Genomic DNA, 15,923 nt, shown 5'->3' with positions numbered 1-15,923 from the left:
AATTGTTAAATCGTTTATTCTTTTAACAGCTGATTAACAAAACTTTCGAACTCCTTCTTGTAATCTACATACTTTTGACCTGTTGCCGGACCATTAAAACCAGTATGAATCTTACGTACTTTTCCCTTTTTATCAATAAAAATCGTTGTTGGATATGACAATACATGATTTAGCATCGGTAGTTTCTCTTGAGCTTTTTCTTTATTTGATGTTCCATATTGAGCCAATAGAATAGGATATTCTACCTTTAATTTAGAACGTAATCTCTCAATAGATTTAAATGCTTTTTCTGAAGTTTTAGCATATTCAAACGCCAACGCTACAAATTCAATATCTTTCTCTTTATTTTTATTATAATAGTCTACATAATATTTGGTTTCATCCATACAATTAGGGCACCAGGTTCCCATAATCTGAACCATGGTTACTTTTCCCTTAAAACGATCATCTTCGAGAGAAACCTGATTTCCTTCAGCATCAGGAAAACTAAATTCTAATTTATCATACCCTTCCTTAATAAAAGTAAGAGAGTCTTCAGACGGTAATTCATATAATTCGTTACGTTTTGCTGTAAATGGTTCTTTCCAATGGTTACCAGAATAGAAATGACCATTCATCGTGCTATCAGTAACTTGTGCAGTAAAAAGAAAAGCATGCGCCCCATCAAAAGTCGACAATTCAAGTTTATTATTATTGAGTACTCCTTCCAAGTAACGATAATCACCCGTTGTTGTTCTGAAGGTTCCAGTAACAATGTTACCATTTTGCTTAAAAATCCCTTTAGCAATATACCGATCTTCTGGACTATCTTGACTAAAAACTGATTCCCAATTCCCTTGAACATTAGCAATTGGTTTTGAAATAATTTCGAATCTATCTTTTACTCCAAATGTTCCTTTAAAAGGAACAATTCTATCAAGACTTTCTTTAATAAAGTTTCCAGAAAGCGTCATAGAATCTTGGAACTTTGCTGCTATATATCCTTCAAAAACTGGAAACTTAATAAATACAGAATCTCCTTCAATTCTTACTTCATCTACATCTATTGTTTCTTCTGCATTAAAAATCTTTAAAGTTTGATCTTCAAAAACTTCAAATAGAAAAGGTAATTCCTTTCCATCTTGTACATCAAAAGAAGCTTTCCAAAGACCGCTCTTAAGATATAGTTTATCTTCATTATTTGATTTCTCTTTTTTACAAGAAAATAATACGAATGTAGCTACAAGTAATACTATGTATTTTTTCATAAATATGTGTGAATATAAAAACTGTCTAGTAAGATTGTTAAATCTCAATAGACAGTTTTTATTAATTTTCATTTACTTCAAAAATAAAAAATATTATTGGCAAACAGCTTATTATCCAAGTTAAATTCTTATCACAAGAAAGAACACTATTTATAATAACAAAACAAAAAACATAATTGAAATTTAGTTTATAACCTATATAACCTAAAGTTCTTGTTTGTCAACTTTACCCAAAGTAGTATCTTTACCCCCTAATTTCAGAATCATCATTAATGAAAATTTCATATAACTGGCTAAAGCAATTTATAAAGCTAGATTGGGAGGCAGAAAAAGCAGGAGAGTTACTTACTGATTTAGGGCTTGAAGTAGAAGGAATCGAAACCTATCAAAGTGTAAAAGGAGGTTTAGAAGGCGTAATTGTTGGGCAAGTAATTAGCTGCGCACAGCATAGCAATGCAGATAAGTTAAAGGTTACAAAAGTAGATTTAGGCAATGGCGAGCCCGTGCAAATAGTTTGTGGTGCTCCTAACGTAGCTGAAGGTCAAAAAGTTCCTGTTGCTACTATTGGAACAAAATTGTATGATGAGAATGGTGAGGAATGGAAAATTAAGAAAGGTAAAATACGTGGAGAGGAAAGCCATGGAATGATCTGTGCCGAAGATGAATTAGGGCTTGGTAAAAGTCATGATGGGATTATGGTTCTTGATAAGGATATTGCCGTAGGTACTCCTGCAGCTGATATTTTTGATATTGAAAATGATCACGTATTCGAAATAGGGTTAACTCCTAATCGAGCAGATGCTATGAGTCATTGGGGTACTGCTCGTGATCTAAAAGCTGGTTTACAACAAAAAGATCTAAACCTAGAACTGATTACCCCATCGGTTAGTAATTTTAAAGTAGAAAATAGATTACATAAATTCGATATAGAGGTAATGAATCCTGAATTAGCACCAAGATATTGCGGTGTTACAATTTCTGGATTGAAAGTAACAGAATCTCCTTCTTGGTTGCAGCACCGACTAAAAGCTATAGGAATTACTCCAAAAAACAATGTAGTAGATGTTACCAATTATGTTTTACACGAACTTGGGCAACCTTTACATGCATTTGACGCTCATTATATCGAAGGAAATAAAATTGAAGTAAAAACCTTAAAATCAGGCACTAAATTTACTACGTTAGATGAGGTAGAACGAGAATTACACGAAGAAGACTTAATGATTTGTGATGCTAAAAAACCACTTTGTATCGCAGGTGTTTTTGGAGGAATCAACTCTGGAGTTACAGAAAACACTACTTCTGTTTTCTTAGAAAGTGCATATTTTAATCCTGTAAGTATTCGTAAGACTGCAAAACGTCACGGACTAAATACAGATGCTTCATTTAGATTCGAAAGAGGTATTGACCCTAATATCACTGAATATGCTTTAAAAAGAGCAGCTTTGCTTATACAAGAATTAGCTGGCGGAGATATTACTAGCGATATTATGGATCTCTATCCTAAAAAAACAGAGGATTTTCAAGTGTTTTTATCTTTTGAAAATACTGCAAAATTAATCGGAGAAGAACTTCCTCAGGAGACAATTAAAAGTATTTTGAGTTCTTTAGAGATCAAGGTAAATAATATAACTGAAAGTGGTCTTGGATTAACCATTCCTGCATATCGCAATGATGTTCAAAGAGAAGCAGACGTAATTGAAGAAATTCTTCGTGTGTATGGATATAACAATATTCAATTTACACAGAAGTTAAACGCATCTATTTCGAATATTGATAAATTTTCCGATCATAACGTACAAAATACGATTTCTAATCAGTTGGTTGGACAGGGTTTTAATGAAATGTTGGCTAACTCATTAACATCTCCTGATTACATTTCATTATCGGAACAATTAAAAGAAGAGAATAATGTAGAAATGCTTAATCCACTAAGTAATGATTTAGCAGTTATGCGACAATCTTTATTGTTTTCTGGTTTAGAGGCTGTTTCTTATAACATTAATAGAAGACGTTCTGATCTTTCCTTTTTCGAATTTGGAAAAACGTACCATAATTACGAAAGTGGGAGAATAGAAAACAAACATTTAAGTTTATTAATTACAGGAAGCAAGACTAAAGAGAACTGGAAAGTAGCTAAGGAAACTAGTGATTTCTTTTATTTAAAGGGTGTTGTAGAAACCGTACTAAATCGTTTGGGAATCAAAATATCTAAAACATCTCCAATAAAGAATGATCTTTTTGCTGAAGGTGTTACTTATAGTTTAGGTAAATCAAAGTTGGTAGAATTCGGAATCGTTAGAAAATCTGTCTTAAAACATTTTTCTATTTCTCAAGAAGTATTGTATGCTGATTTTAATTGGGATACTATACTGGAATTTGCAAGACGAACTAAGATTAAATTCACTGACATTCCAAAGTTTCCTGAAGTACGAAGAGATTTTGCTTTACTATTAGACAATACTGTTACTTTTGAAGAAATTCATACCATTGCAAAACAAACAGAAAAGCAATTATTAAAAAGCATCAACTTATTTGATGTATACGAAGGTAAAAACTTACCCGAAGGTAAGAAATCGTACGCGGTAAGTTTTACATTACAAGATGATCATAAAACACTAACAGATAAACAAATTGATAAAATCATGAATAAGCTTCAGTATAATTTTGAAAACAAATTAGGAGCTGAACTACGATAAAAAAGTGATCTCATCTATAAATCTTTTAAAAATGCCTTTGAAATTTTCAAAGGCATTTTTTATGAAAGAAAGTATATCTTTAACCTCGAAACCCCTATAAAAATTACAAATGACAGATAGGTGACACCTAAATGACGTAACAAAGACCGAGCGCTATCCATAGCTTTGTCCTGTATAAAAAAAACAAAACATGGAACATCAATCAATTTCAAAAAATCTATTGTATCAACGTAAACTAAAAGGATACACACAAGAAGAATTATCAGATAAAACAACCGTTGGTATACGAACCATCCAACGCATAGAGAAAGGAGAAGTAAACCCACATCTACAAACGGTAAAACTATTAGCTACTGCATTAGATATCGAAGTAGATGATCTTCTTCCGTTAGAAAACCCCAAAGAAGAAACAATACAACAAAAATGGTTATTGCTATTACATGCTACTCCTATACTTGGATTCGTAATACCACTATGTAATATTTTGTTACCAATATTTCTTTGGATACATAAAAGAGAGGATAATAAAATCTATGATAGTCATGGGAGGTTGATTATCAATTTTCAAATCACCATGACGATTTTATTTATTCTTTCATTTATCGCGTTAGTAACATTACCGGGTCTTGGTTTTTTTCTTTTCATAGCTGTTATTCCATATAGTATTATTGTTATGATGATAAACATTATTTCTGTACTAAACTCCAAAAAATGTTATTACCCTTTATCCATTCCTTTTCTAAGGAAAAACAAAATCGCTAAGCATATAGGCGTTCTTATTACAATAATTTCGCTTAGCTGTATTAGTTGTTCCAATAACGCATCAGAACATATTATTAGATTGGACAACTCCACCATCACCAAAGATTCTTTAACATCAAAAATAGAACGATTAGTTACTGAGGCAAATGTACATGGTATTGCCGTTACTGTTTTTAATAAGAATAAAGCTATTTACAAGAAAGAATTTGGATACAAAAACTATAAACAAAAAACCCTATTAACTGACTCTACAAACTTCTATGGAGCATCTTTCAGTAAAGCAGTTTTTTCTGTTCTGGTAATGAAATTAGTAGAAGAAGGAGTTATTGATCTGGATACTCCATTAGAATCTTATCTGCCTAAAAAAATATATGAATACGAACCAAAAACCAGATGGCACGATGATTTTTCTGCTCTAAAAACGGATTCATTATACCACAAAATAACCGCTCGAATGTGCCTAGCACACACTACAGGCTTTCATAACTATAGATGGTATGAAGCTGATCAAAAATTAAGAGTTCATTTTGAACCAGGTAGTCGCTATAGCTATTCTGGAGAAGGTTTTATATATCTGCAAGTGATTCTTGAAAAATTATTAGGTAAAGGACTTGAAGAAATCGCACAGGAAAAATTATTTAAACCATTAGCCATGAATCACTCGAGTTATCAGTGGAATAAAACATTTGAAAATGATTTTGCTCATGGTCATACCACCGAAGGAAAACTTTTTAAAAAGGATAAAGATAATGAGCCTAGAGGTGGTGGCACTCTGGAGACGACTTCTGGAGATTACACTAAATTTATCACAGCTGTTTTGCAAAATAAGATAATTTCTGAAAATTCCTGGAAAGAAGTTTCCAAGCCACAAATAAGAATCAGAACATTAGCACAATTTGGTCCATTATCTCATAAAGAAGGATCGTTTAATGATAATATTCAGCTTAGTTATGGATTAGGATGGGGAATATTAAAATCTCCTTATGGAATTGGAGCTTTTAAAGAAGGTCACGGCGATGGTTTTCAGCACTACTCTATTATATTTCCTGAGGCGGAAAAAGGAATCATGATTATGACGAATAGTGATAATGGAGAAAGTATTTTTAAGGAATTACTAGAGGTTGCATTAGGAGATAAATACACTCCTTGGAAGTGGCAAAATTACATTCCTTATAATGAGCTTTTACCAAAGAGTTAAAAAACAATAACTCTTTTTAAACAAATACTGAATAAACGGGATAAACAAGACAAAAAACACATGCAACTTGTTCATATTCAACAGTTGTTAAAAACATATAAATCTTGTAATACCGATCGTAAATACTTAATTTAGTGATGCTAAAGAAAGAAAAATGATGATCCCTAAGACCAATATCGAAAAAAAGCTTATTCAATTACGTGATAAACAATTTGATCCGATGCGTTGGGAATTACAAGTTCAGGCTATTTTTAAAGAAGAAAATAAAAGGAATGATCGTATTATTAACACATTGGAAAACGGTGCGTCTGTGGTGGGCAATGATTTCGTTTTTGAACACTTAAAAAGCGCTAATATTTATCATATTGATCAAATCAAAAAGATCTGTATAGACTACAGATTACGTTTTTTAGATTCTAAATACTTTAAAGGAAAACTTCCTCAGGAAGCGGTATCAAAAATTAAAGATCTAGAGAAAATCCATGAAATAGAATTAAAAGGCTTTAAGATTATTGCTCCATCCAAACTATTTAAGCTGGCTAATGCAGATGATCCTTTACTTTTTGCTCCAATGGGAAATGACTACTATTATTTAATTCATAAATGGGGGGATGATCTCCATCCATTTCGTAAATTGATGATGTGGTTTTTTAAGAGTTTTGAAAACTTATTAATTCTCACCTTTTTAGTGAGTCTTTTAATTACCTTTATGGTCCCGCAAGGATTGTTTAGTAAAGAAAGTAATACCTCAGAATTTATAATGATATTTCTTTTTATGTTTAAATCTGTAGCTGCAGTTGTGTTGTTCTATGGGTTTGCTTTAGGTAAAAACTTTAATACTGCTATCTGGGATAGTAAATATTTTAACGCTTAATAATAATATATGTTTCCTGAAAGTGAATACGAAAGAGTATATACCGGTAGCCTGATTAATATCCAATTTTTACAAAATCTGCTTCAGGATAGTGGCATCAATTCTATAACCAGAGATGATATGAAATCAGGTATGGCAGCTGGTTTTGGTGGTGGAATCCCAGATCACATTCAGCTTTTTGTAAAAAAGTCAGATATTGAAGAAGCAATTCCCATCATAGAAAAGAGCTTATCATAATTTAGTATGGAAGAAGAAGATCAATTACCTAGAAAGAAATGGGATTTTATGATTGGTATCGCCCTAGTCCTATTTGGAAGTTTTAGACTATACCAACGAACTCGTACAGAAGCTGCGTGGGATTACAGAGCTATTCTTACAATTTTATTTATTGCCTATGGTGGTTTTTTAATCTATAGGCATTTTCAGAATCAAGATTCTAACAAAAATTAAAGGTTTTTATCGGGTATATTATCCATTGCTCTTTCGGTTATAGCTGTGATAGACAATGATGGATTCACTCCTGGATTGGCGGATATCATAGATCCGTCACAGATATACATATTTTTATATCCAAATACCATATTGTTTTTATCAATCACTCCTTCTTCTATATTAGCTGCCATTACAGCACCCCCTAAAATGTGAGCTGTAGAAGGAATTCCTGCTAGTGGTTCTAAGCCAAAAACAGTTTCTTTTCCTCCTGTCAATTCTGCATATTTTTTTGCTAAACTGATAGATTGTGGTATAAAAGCACTTGGTTTTTTACCGCCTGAAACCTTAGTATTCATAAGTCCAAAAGAGTTTATTTTGAACTTTAACGTACTATCTAATGTTTGCATAAATAAAAGGATAGCGGTGCTTTTACCCCAATCTTTTGTTGTATACAATTTCAGGTATGGTAATGGGTGTTTAATAAAACTAGTAATCATTTTTGTGATCCGAACTATTGTGTTTTTCCCATAGGTTAATGGTAAATGTGATAATCTCCAAAATCCAGAACCCTTGGCATATCGTACAATCTCTAGATGACTATTATTATCAGTATTCAAAATAGAACCTATGGCAACACCTTTTGACATATCTTTTTTACCATCCAAGTTTGTAACACTAATCAAACTTTCATTATTCGTTCTGATATCAGATCCTAAACGATTGGACAATCTTGGGAGCGATTTTTGTTTTAACTTAAGTAATAATTTTACTGTCCCTAAAACACCTCCGGAAAAAACGATCCCTTTTGCTTTTACGGTTTTTTTTGACTTAAAAAACTGTGTTGATGATCTAAATTTTACTTCATACCCTTCTGAAGAAGGCACTACATCAAAAACCTCATTTTCTGCCAGAACATCAGCTCCAAGTTGTTGGGCCAGATATAAATAATTTTTATCCAATGTGTTTTTTGCTCCAATCCTGCACCCTGTCATACAACCTCCACAATAATTACACCCTGTTCGGTCAGGACCTTTTCCATCAAAATAAGGGTCTGGAACTGTTTTATTAGGAGTTCCGAAAAACACGGCAACATCGGTAGCAGAAAAATCATCTTTTATATTCATTCCGTCCGCTAACTCCCGTAGTGCTTTATCTCCATCAAAAAGTTGAGGATTTTTCTGAGCTCCTAACATTTTCAATGCAGTTGTATAAAATGGTGCTAATTCTGATTGCCAATCAGCCAGATTTTTCCAACTACCGGAGGTAAAAAATTCTGTTTTCGGAACAGGAAGTGTATTTGCATATACTAGAGAACCTCCACCTACTCCAGTTCCAGAAATTACGACTACATGCTTAAAAAAGGACATCTTCATAATGCCAAACCACCTAAAAAAAGGAACCCAAAGCCATTTCCTGAGATTCCAGTTTGATTTAGGAAAATCCTTGGGTTTATACCATTTCCCTTTTTCAATGACTAAAACTTTATATCCTTTTTCTGAAAGACGTAGCGCACTTACGGATCCTCCAAAACCACTGCCAATAATTACGTAATCATATGTTGATTCAATTTTCATATTTCTATAGTTATATTGGTTTTTGGTGAACACATACAAGTTAAAACATATCCCTGATCTATTTCATTATCCAGAAGAACTATATCCTCTTTAGAACTCCAGATAACATCTCCATCGATAAGTTTTGCTTTACAGGTACCGCAATCTCCCATCATACATGCATGCGGAATTTTATTATCTGTTTTCAAAACTGCTTCCAATATTGTTTCAGAAGTATCAACCGTATAAGAAAATTTTGTGTTATTTATTTTTATCGCTACTTGATGTTCAATACCTGTAAGTTTTTTTGATTCTCTAGAAAATTCCTCCGTTCTAACTAAATTATCAGGAACACCTATCTTATTTAATACTATTTTAGAAGCTTCCATCATAGGTAATGGACCACAGATATAACAATAAGTATCTCTATTAATTTCCTTTATAGAATGATATTGTCGATCTACATCTAAAATTTCAAAACTTAATAGATACGTAAATCGTTTAGGATACATATTAGCAAGCTCCGTCAGTTCGTTAGAAAAAATCACGTTTGCTTTACTCCTACATCCGTATAATAATGTAACATTTTTATCAGAAGTTCTAAGAACAAACTTAATCATAGAAAGTATGGGAGTAATACCACTTCCACCAGCAATAAAAAGAAAGGGTTTGTCAATAGTATTAGGTAATATAAATTTTCCGAAAGGACCAGAAACTCGTAATGTGTCTTTTTCTTTGAGTCTTGTCACTAAATGACCAGATAGTTTACCTCCTTGGACACTTTTTACAACAATTCCAAGTTTTCCCGTTATGGGGTCTTCACAAATGGAATAACACCTACTTACCAAACTATCAGCTACATAGTCCGCAACCACAACATACTGGCCAGGTTTAAATAAAAAACGATTGCCTTCTAAATTTTTAAAAACAATCTTAACCGCATCTAATGTTTCCTGAAAAACGTTTTCTACTTCGAGAATATAGCTCCAAGTCTTACCAGATTTTATATCAGCATATGTATTTTGCTTATCGAACAACTTAAGATCTTGGTTTCTAAACCCTTCAATAGGTGATTGTTTTTCAAAAAGTTCAGATTCTATATCTAAAAAACAACTACGGTATTTATAAAATGGAACTCTGGGATACAAGTGATGTATAAGATGGTAACTTTGGTATAAGGATAAAAATTCTAGTCCAGGAATAGTTACTACACGAGTATTATGATATTTACTTAAGTTATTATGTGGGTAATGCGGTAACCAATCAAAAGAAAAAGCTAGAATCGGTGCCGCTATAAGTGCAGATAATATAAATACAAAGAACAAAGCATCTCCATATCCTGATGCTATTACAGTACTTAGAATAGATATCAAAATAAATAAAAAGACAATGGATTGGTTTCTAATGGACTTCATTGCAGTATTCTTTTTACTATGAGATCCTAAGGTTAACCCAAAATAATGACCAATCAGTGTTACACACCTGAAAAATATAGATAAAGGATTACTACCATTCACATAATGATCAGGATCATTAACTGGGTCATTCGTATGCGCATGATGTCTAAGATGAATAACTACAAATGCGGAGAAAGGAAACAAAAGAAAAAAACTTGATAACCATCCTAAAATGCGTTCTACTATCAGAAGCTGCCTTACTCCTCCAGAAATGTTTCCATGACTAGCTTCATGAGCAATTGTAAACATACCATACGCTAATGCAGCACCAATGAGCGAAGTCCATATTCCTGAGAATCCTTTTGAATAAAACTCCCATAATAATATGTATCCAATACATAAAAACACAAATAGTAGTATAGTGGGCCAAGCCACTTTTCCTGAATATTTTTGCCAAACTGCTTGATTTTTCACGAGTCAAATGGTTATGTTTGAAAAAAGATATGTATTATTTCGAACTATTTTATCAAATATAGTTCGATTTTAGTAAATTACCAAGTATGGGAAGAAAATCTATCAGTAGAGAGCGAAAAGACAAAAACAAAAAAGTGGAGCAATGGACACAAGCCCTACTTTCTAAATTGAGAACTACAGAACTTGGAGATCTAACTATGGATGATCTGGCTCGGTTAATGAATAAGAGCAAATCTACCATTTATCAATACTTTGTAACTAAAGAAGAGATTTTTGAATATATAACGCAGGTAAGAGTTGATTATCTTAAAGCGTACAAAAACGAAATATCTGGAGAATTATCCGGGTTAAATTATCAATATGAAGCATTGGCCAAAATTCTGGCCGAAGGTGTCAAAGACATTTCTCCTTTCTATCTAAAACAATTACAAATTCACTATCCTGTAGCGTGGAGCATCGTTGAAAGGTTTCTACAAGGCTTGTTAAAAGACCTCAAAGATTTTTACGTTTTCGGGATCGAAAACAATATGTTCAAATCAGTATCTCCCGAATTATTAATCAAGTTAGATGAGTATTTCATTATGCAACTCATCACGGATCACACTTTTTTTGATAACAATCAGCAAACATTAGAATCTGCCATTCGGGAATATATGTATATTAAGTTTGAAGGACTCGTTATAAAACATCACTAAAATTCTACTTGCTTTTCATAAAGTCTAAAACCTCCAAAAACACCATAGCCACCTTCTCCTTCTATGTTATTAGGGGGAATAATTGGTTCAAAAAATGGATTCTCATCCTGATCTGAATTATTAACAAAAACTGCTCTTAATAACTTATAAATATTTTCATCAGTATTTGCTACCTGCGCTATTACTTCTATAGGTCCATCTAATCCCGAAATACTTCCTTTTGCAAAAAGCGATACCCCATCTTCGTTTACATCAGAAATAAAACGTTCCTCTCTAAAATCTGAGTTAAAAGATCTATTATCACTTAAACGAAGGTATTTTGCTCCTACAATATAGAAATTAGGCTCTCCTATAATATCCTCAAACTCCAAATTAAGACTTCCAGTAAAAAAATCACTATCTAAAAGTGTTGTATCTACTATTATATCCTCAATAATTTTCATAGGTATTGTACATTCTGCCAAAAACTCTTTTTCTTCAGTTTTTACAATCAACCTATACTTTTTACCCGGTACAATAGGGTATTCAGTAGCCAACACCTCATACGCAAAACTATCTTCTGAATATTCTAAATCAATTTCATTCTGATCTTCATCGATAATGGTTACCGTTGCCTCTCGGATAGTAAGAAGTTCTCGTATATCTTCTCGCTGATCATCTAAAAGAATCGGTTGTTCGAAATAAGACACCGCTTTAGAAACTCTAACTCTAATGATTGAACCTTCTGGTGACAAAAAACCTTGTATCAAAACTAATTCACCAACTCTGTTAGGTATTGCATCTACCTCTTCTTTAAAACTATCACAGCCTAAGAAAGCATAACTTATCATTACAATATAAAACAATCTCATATTTAAAATTTTAAAGTATAGTTAAATGAAGGAACGAACTGAAAAAAATGTCTTTTAGACAATACGAATCGACTTTCTTCATCTGATTGCCTAGACGAAATTTCATAATAAAAAGGGTTTTTTCTACCGTATGCATTATACATAGAAAAGCCCCAGGTTCTCTCCCGGTTACGTTTTGTTACTTTATGAAATTGTATTCCTAAATCCAACTTATGAAAACTTTCTCCCCTAAAGTTATTTTTTTCAATATTAAAAAGAATATCATCTTGATTAAAGAATTGACCAGAATCTATAGGGAAATCATTTTCAGGATTTACTCCAGTAATATTTTTAACATTATAATTAGCTCCTGATGAAAATGTCCAGCTAGCCGATAATGTACATTTTTTATTAGGTTTATAAATACCAACAATTGAAATATCATGTCTACGATCAAATTGGTCATTAAACTTATTCCCATTATTTAATAGATCAAATTGTCTTTGAGACCAGGATAATGTATACCCTAGCCATCCTGTTAACTTTCCTGCTTTTTTTCTCAATAAAAACTCAGAACCATATGCCCATCCTTGACCAGAAGTTATCCCATTAACAAAATCTACATTTCTTATCGATTCATCCACACCCTCCAAACCACTGCCTCTTAAAAAAGAAACACCTTCTTTAAAGGAGATTATATTATTCATTTTTTTATAGTATCCTTCTATTGTCAATGTATACTTATTATTATCGAAATTTTTCACTAACCCTAATGCAACTTGTTCAGAAATCTGAGGTTTTAGTCTATCCGTTGAGGATATCCACAAATCAGTGGGCAGTCCTAATCCTGTATTAGATAATCTATGTATATACTGATTCATTTTAGCATAAGAAGCTTTAAATGTAAGTGATGATCTCATTCGGTATGCTGCAGAAAATCTAACTTCTGGTTTAAGACTTGTAGAAGACCTATGCTTAAAATGACTAATTCTTAATCCTGGATATAAGCTTAGACGTTCACTGACCTTCCAATCATCTTCAACATACAACCCACTTTCTAATGTTTCTATTTTTTGTTCACTGGTCACTCCATCATTTGGGTTTTCTGCATTTGTTTTTCTTGGAGTAAAATCATGGAATGTAGAGACTAAACCTAACTTAATTTTATGTTCTGGAATAGGATAATAATCGAGATCGAATTTAATGCCATAATCATTTATACCTGAAGAGGTCTCAAAAAAAGTAGCAGCTGGATTATCTTTTTTACTAACGATAAATTTATAATTACTAAAGATTAAAGAAGTATTAGAAAATAGTTTATTACTAAATTCATGATTCCACCGAAGAGTAGATGTCAAATTATTCCATATAATTCTTTGATCAATGTTATCATCCTCTTCTACAAACTTATCTTGTCCAAAATATGTACTCCAGTATAATTTGTCTTTATCACTAAAGACATGATGATATTTAGCATTTACATCTGTAAAATAATAAGTTACTCTATCTGTTTGAAATGGCCTGACAATTAAATCCAAATACGTTCTTCGTCCACTAACCATAAATGAAGATTTTCCCTGTTTTACTGGCCCTTCTAAAAGTAAGGTTGAAGATATCAACCCTATATTAACCTTACCTTTAATTTTTTCTTTATTCCCGTTCTTGGTATCCATTTTAACAACAGATGATAATCTACCTCCAAATCTGGCAGGAAATCCTCCTTTATAAATTTCTGCAGATTTAATTGCGTCTCCATTGAATACTGAAAAGAAACCAAACAAGTGATTAGAATTATATACAATGGCTTCATCCAATACTATAAGATTTTGATCAGGCGCTCCTCCTCTTACATAAAAACCGGCAAATCCTTCATTCCCCGATTGAACTCCTGGCAGTAATTGAAGTGTTTTAAGTGCGTCCTTTTCTCCAAGAATCATGGGCACATCCTCAAAAACAGCCGGATTAAATCTTTCTGTACTCATCTGAGTACTGTTGATCTTTTCTGCTACATTATTAGATGTTATAATAACTTCATCTAAAAATTGTGTTTCAATTTCTAATTCGAAATTTATTACCATATCATCTTTAAGTACAATTTCTTTTGTTATATTCTTATAACCTTCAAAAGATACTAAAACACTATAACTACCTTCCTCTATAGTAATTGAATAAAACCCATAATCATTAGTAATTGTTCCTGTCTTTAATTGAGGAATATAAATAGAAGTGTTTGACAAATATTCTGAACTTATTTGCTCTGATACATATCCACTGATAGTGTATTTAGGACGTCTTTTATAAATAAGGATTTTTTGATTTAAGGTTTTAAACTTATAAAGGTTAGAAGGAAAAAGAGTTCTTAATACTTCTCTAAGAGAAGTATTCACTAATTTTACAGAAACTATTCTGGAAGCATCAACAGCATCATCAGAATACCCTATCTGAATTTTAAGTTTATTTTCTAGAATTGAAAAAACCGATTTTATCGAAATCTTTTCTTGATGAATATTAATTTTCTTTTCAAGAACTGTTTCCTGAGAATAACCATTCCATTGATTTACGAAAAACGCTATCAATACTAAATAAATAATTCTTAATCTCACAGTTTAGTTTATCCGGACAAGTATTATAATTGTTATTAGATTCTATAAATTACCTACAACTTCCACCTTTAATAATGACGCTATTTGAATTTATCGATTCTATAGTAATATCAAATACAATTTTCAAGGTTTCTAGAACTTCTTCAAACGATTCGTTATTAAAATTATTTGTCAAAGTACAATCTAAAAGCTGTGCATTTTCTATTTGAATTTCCTTATCATAAAACTTTCCGATATCATAAAACACCTGGGATAATAGATCTTTTTCAAAATTTAAAACACCTGTTTTCCAAGAATCAAAATTAACATCCTGATTTTTATTTTTGACAATCTCACCATTAGATAAAGTTATCACTTTATCACCAGGTAATAATATTATTTTCTGATTTCTTGATGAAAACTCTACTTTACCGGTTACTAAAACAACTTCTATTTGCTGTTGTTCTTTCAATGATTTTATATTGAAAGAGGTACCCAAAACCTTTGTTTCTGTATGTTGCGCTTTTACAATAAAAGGTTTGTTTATATTTTTTCTTACTTCAAAAAAACCTTCTCCAATGAGTTCTACCTGCCGTACTTTTCCTTTAAAATCTTTTTTATAAAGTAACTCACTTCCTTCATTAAGCCATACCATAGAGTTATCTGGTAGTATGAATTTATTTTCTTTCCCCAGTTCGGCAATTATATGAACCTCACTATTAAATATTAAATTAGCATAGAACCCCGTCCCCAAAAGAATCACTAAAGATGCTGCTATTTTAAACCATTGATTTTTTGAAAAACCTTTTTTAGCATCCTTTATGCCTGTTTCTTTTTTAAAGGTATCCCACTCTTTATTTATATCAATTTCTTCAAAAACACTTTTGTTCTTAGAACTTTCCCAAATAGTTTTATATTCTTCAAAGTATTTCTTGTTGGATGTTGATTCCTGAATCCAATCATCAATAAGCTGTCTCTCTTCAGGATCGGCCTCATTCTGAAGATAAAGAATGATACTATGCGTAATATGATCTTTTGATTTTTGATCCATAAAAACTATTCTTGAAGTCCAAAATTAGCAAATAATTTAGGATAATGTATTCATATTATTCTTTTAGAAAACAACTTCCTCTTATAAAACCCCGTTTACGCATTAGAACATTCAATACGTAAACAGGAT

Annotated in this window: 12 protein-coding genes; 6 read left to right on the top strand and 6 right to left on the bottom strand. The window is 31.9% G+C overall.

Annotation, left to right across the window (positions count from 1 at the left end; all coding sequences use genetic code 11):
- Window positions 1–14: 14 nt before the first annotated feature.
- Window positions 15–1,247, bottom strand: coding sequence for a TlpA disulfide reductase family protein (locus tag Q0829_RS26425; protein WP_298548860.1), 1,233 nt, complete (start codon window positions 1,245–1,247; stop codon window positions 15–17).
- A gap of 272 nt (window positions 1,248–1,519) precedes the next feature.
- On the opposite strand from Q0829_RS26425, the gene pheT reads away from it, so the two are divergent.
- The 5 genes from pheT to Q0829_RS26400 all read left to right on the top strand — a co-directional run bounded on the left by pheT (window position 1,520) and on the right by Q0829_RS26400 (window position 7,230).
- Window positions 1,520–3,946: a phenylalanine--tRNA ligase subunit beta gene (gene pheT / locus Q0829_RS26420; RefSeq protein WP_298548859.1), complete on the top strand. Its 2,427-nt coding sequence runs from the start codon at window positions 1,520–1,522 to the stop codon at window positions 3,944–3,946.
- Between the two features lie 190 nt (window positions 3,947–4,136).
- Window positions 4,137–5,906 (top strand): serine hydrolase, encoded by a 1,770-nt coding sequence (locus Q0829_RS26415; RefSeq protein WP_298548857.1) that lies wholly within the window; start codon window positions 4,137–4,139, stop codon window positions 5,904–5,906.
- A 154-nt stretch (window positions 5,907–6,060) separates the two neighbouring features.
- A complete protein-coding gene (locus Q0829_RS26410) occupies window positions 6,061–6,780 on the top strand; it encodes a hypothetical protein (RefSeq protein WP_298548855.1) in 720 nt (239 codons plus the stop codon).
- Between the two features lie 9 nt (window positions 6,781–6,789).
- A complete protein-coding gene (locus Q0829_RS26405) occupies window positions 6,790–7,017 on the top strand; it encodes a DUF2007 domain-containing protein (RefSeq protein WP_298548854.1) in 228 nt (75 codons plus the stop codon).
- A 6-nt stretch (window positions 7,018–7,023) separates the two neighbouring features.
- Entirely contained in the window at window positions 7,024–7,230 is a 207-nt protein-coding gene (locus tag Q0829_RS26400; RefSeq protein ID WP_298548853.1) for a hypothetical protein, read from the top strand.
- On the opposite strand, the gene Q0829_RS26395 is transcribed toward Q0829_RS26400, so the two are convergent.
- Entirely contained in the window at window positions 7,227–8,786 is a 1,560-nt protein-coding gene (locus Q0829_RS26395) for a GMC oxidoreductase (protein WP_298548851.1), read from the bottom strand. The genes Q0829_RS26400 and Q0829_RS26395 overlap by 4 nt on opposite strands.
- Window positions 8,783–10,636 carry a fatty acid desaturase gene (locus Q0829_RS26390; RefSeq protein WP_298548850.1) on the bottom strand — a complete coding sequence of 618 codons (1,854 nt, stop codon included), beginning with the start codon at window positions 10,634–10,636 and terminating at the stop codon, window positions 8,783–8,785. The genes Q0829_RS26395 and Q0829_RS26390 overlap by 4 nt, the downstream gene beginning before the upstream one ends.
- A gap of 86 nt (window positions 10,637–10,722) precedes the next feature.
- Here Q0829_RS26390 and Q0829_RS26385 point away from each other — a divergent pair, with 86 nt between their 5' ends.
- Window positions 10,723–11,331, top strand: coding sequence for a TetR/AcrR family transcriptional regulator (locus Q0829_RS26385; RefSeq protein ID WP_298548846.1), 609 nt, complete (start codon window positions 10,723–10,725; stop codon window positions 11,329–11,331).
- Here the strand turns inward: Q0829_RS26385 and Q0829_RS26380 are convergent.
- Genes Q0829_RS26380 through Q0829_RS26370 form a run of 3 tightly spaced genes read right to left on the bottom strand, consistent with a single transcriptional unit; the run spans window position 11,328 to window position 15,794 of the window.
- Window positions 11,328–12,182: a DUF4249 family protein gene (locus tag Q0829_RS26380; RefSeq protein ID WP_298548844.1), complete on the bottom strand. Its 855-nt coding sequence runs from the start codon at window positions 12,180–12,182 to the stop codon at window positions 11,328–11,330. The two genes, Q0829_RS26385 and Q0829_RS26380, sit on opposite strands and share 4 nt — an antisense overlap.
- A gap of 2 nt (window positions 12,183–12,184) precedes the next feature.
- Window positions 12,185–14,764, bottom strand: coding sequence for a TonB-dependent receptor (locus Q0829_RS26375; RefSeq protein WP_298548842.1), 2,580 nt, complete (start codon window positions 14,762–14,764; stop codon window positions 12,185–12,187).
- Between the two features lie 49 nt (window positions 14,765–14,813).
- Window positions 14,814–15,794 carry a FecR family protein gene (locus Q0829_RS26370; RefSeq protein WP_298548840.1) on the bottom strand — a complete coding sequence of 327 codons (981 nt, stop codon included), beginning with the start codon at window positions 15,792–15,794 and terminating at the stop codon, window positions 14,814–14,816.
- Window positions 15,795–15,923: the final 129 nt, after the last annotated feature.

Origin of the sequence: uncultured Aquimarina sp., from assembly GCF_947492405.1 — a bacterium.
Classification (GTDB): Bacteria; Bacteroidota; Bacteroidia; order Flavobacteriales; family Flavobacteriaceae; genus Aquimarina.
The sequence above is the reverse complement of the archived record's forward strand: the minus strand, read 5'-3'. Positions and strand labels throughout refer to the sequence as shown.

Excerpts from the sequence above, each read along its gene's own strand:
- Q0829_RS26425 (WP_298548860.1), bottom strand. The coding sequence starts at position 1,247 with ATGAAAAAATACATAGTATTACTTGTAGCTACATTCGTATTATTTTCT.
- pheT (WP_298548859.1), top strand. The coding sequence starts at position 1,520 with ATGAAAATTTCATATAACTGGCTAAAGCAATTTATAAAGCTAGATTGG.
- Q0829_RS26415 (WP_298548857.1), top strand. The coding sequence starts at position 4,137 with ATGGAACATCAATCAATTTCAAAAAATCTATTGTATCAACGTAAACTA.
- Q0829_RS26410 (WP_298548855.1), top strand. The coding sequence starts at position 6,061 with ATGATGATCCCTAAGACCAATATCGAAAAAAAGCTTATTCAATTACGT.
- Q0829_RS26405 (WP_298548854.1), top strand. The coding sequence starts at position 6,790 with ATGTTTCCTGAAAGTGAATACGAAAGAGTATATACCGGTAGCCTGATT.
- Q0829_RS26400 (WP_298548853.1), top strand. The coding sequence starts at position 7,024 with ATGGAAGAAGAAGATCAATTACCTAGAAAGAAATGGGATTTTATGATT.
- Q0829_RS26395 (WP_298548851.1), bottom strand. The coding sequence starts at position 8,786 with ATGAAAATTGAATCAACATATGATTACGTAATTATTGGCAGTGGTTTT.
- Q0829_RS26385 (WP_298548846.1), top strand. The coding sequence starts at position 10,723 with ATGGGAAGAAAATCTATCAGTAGAGAGCGAAAAGACAAAAACAAAAAA.
- Q0829_RS26380 (WP_298548844.1), bottom strand. The coding sequence starts at position 12,182 with ATGAGATTGTTTTATATTGTAATGATAAGTTATGCTTTCTTAGGCTGT.
- Q0829_RS26370 (WP_298548840.1), bottom strand. The coding sequence starts at position 15,794 with ATGGATCAAAAATCAAAAGATCATATTACGCATAGTATCATTCTTTAT.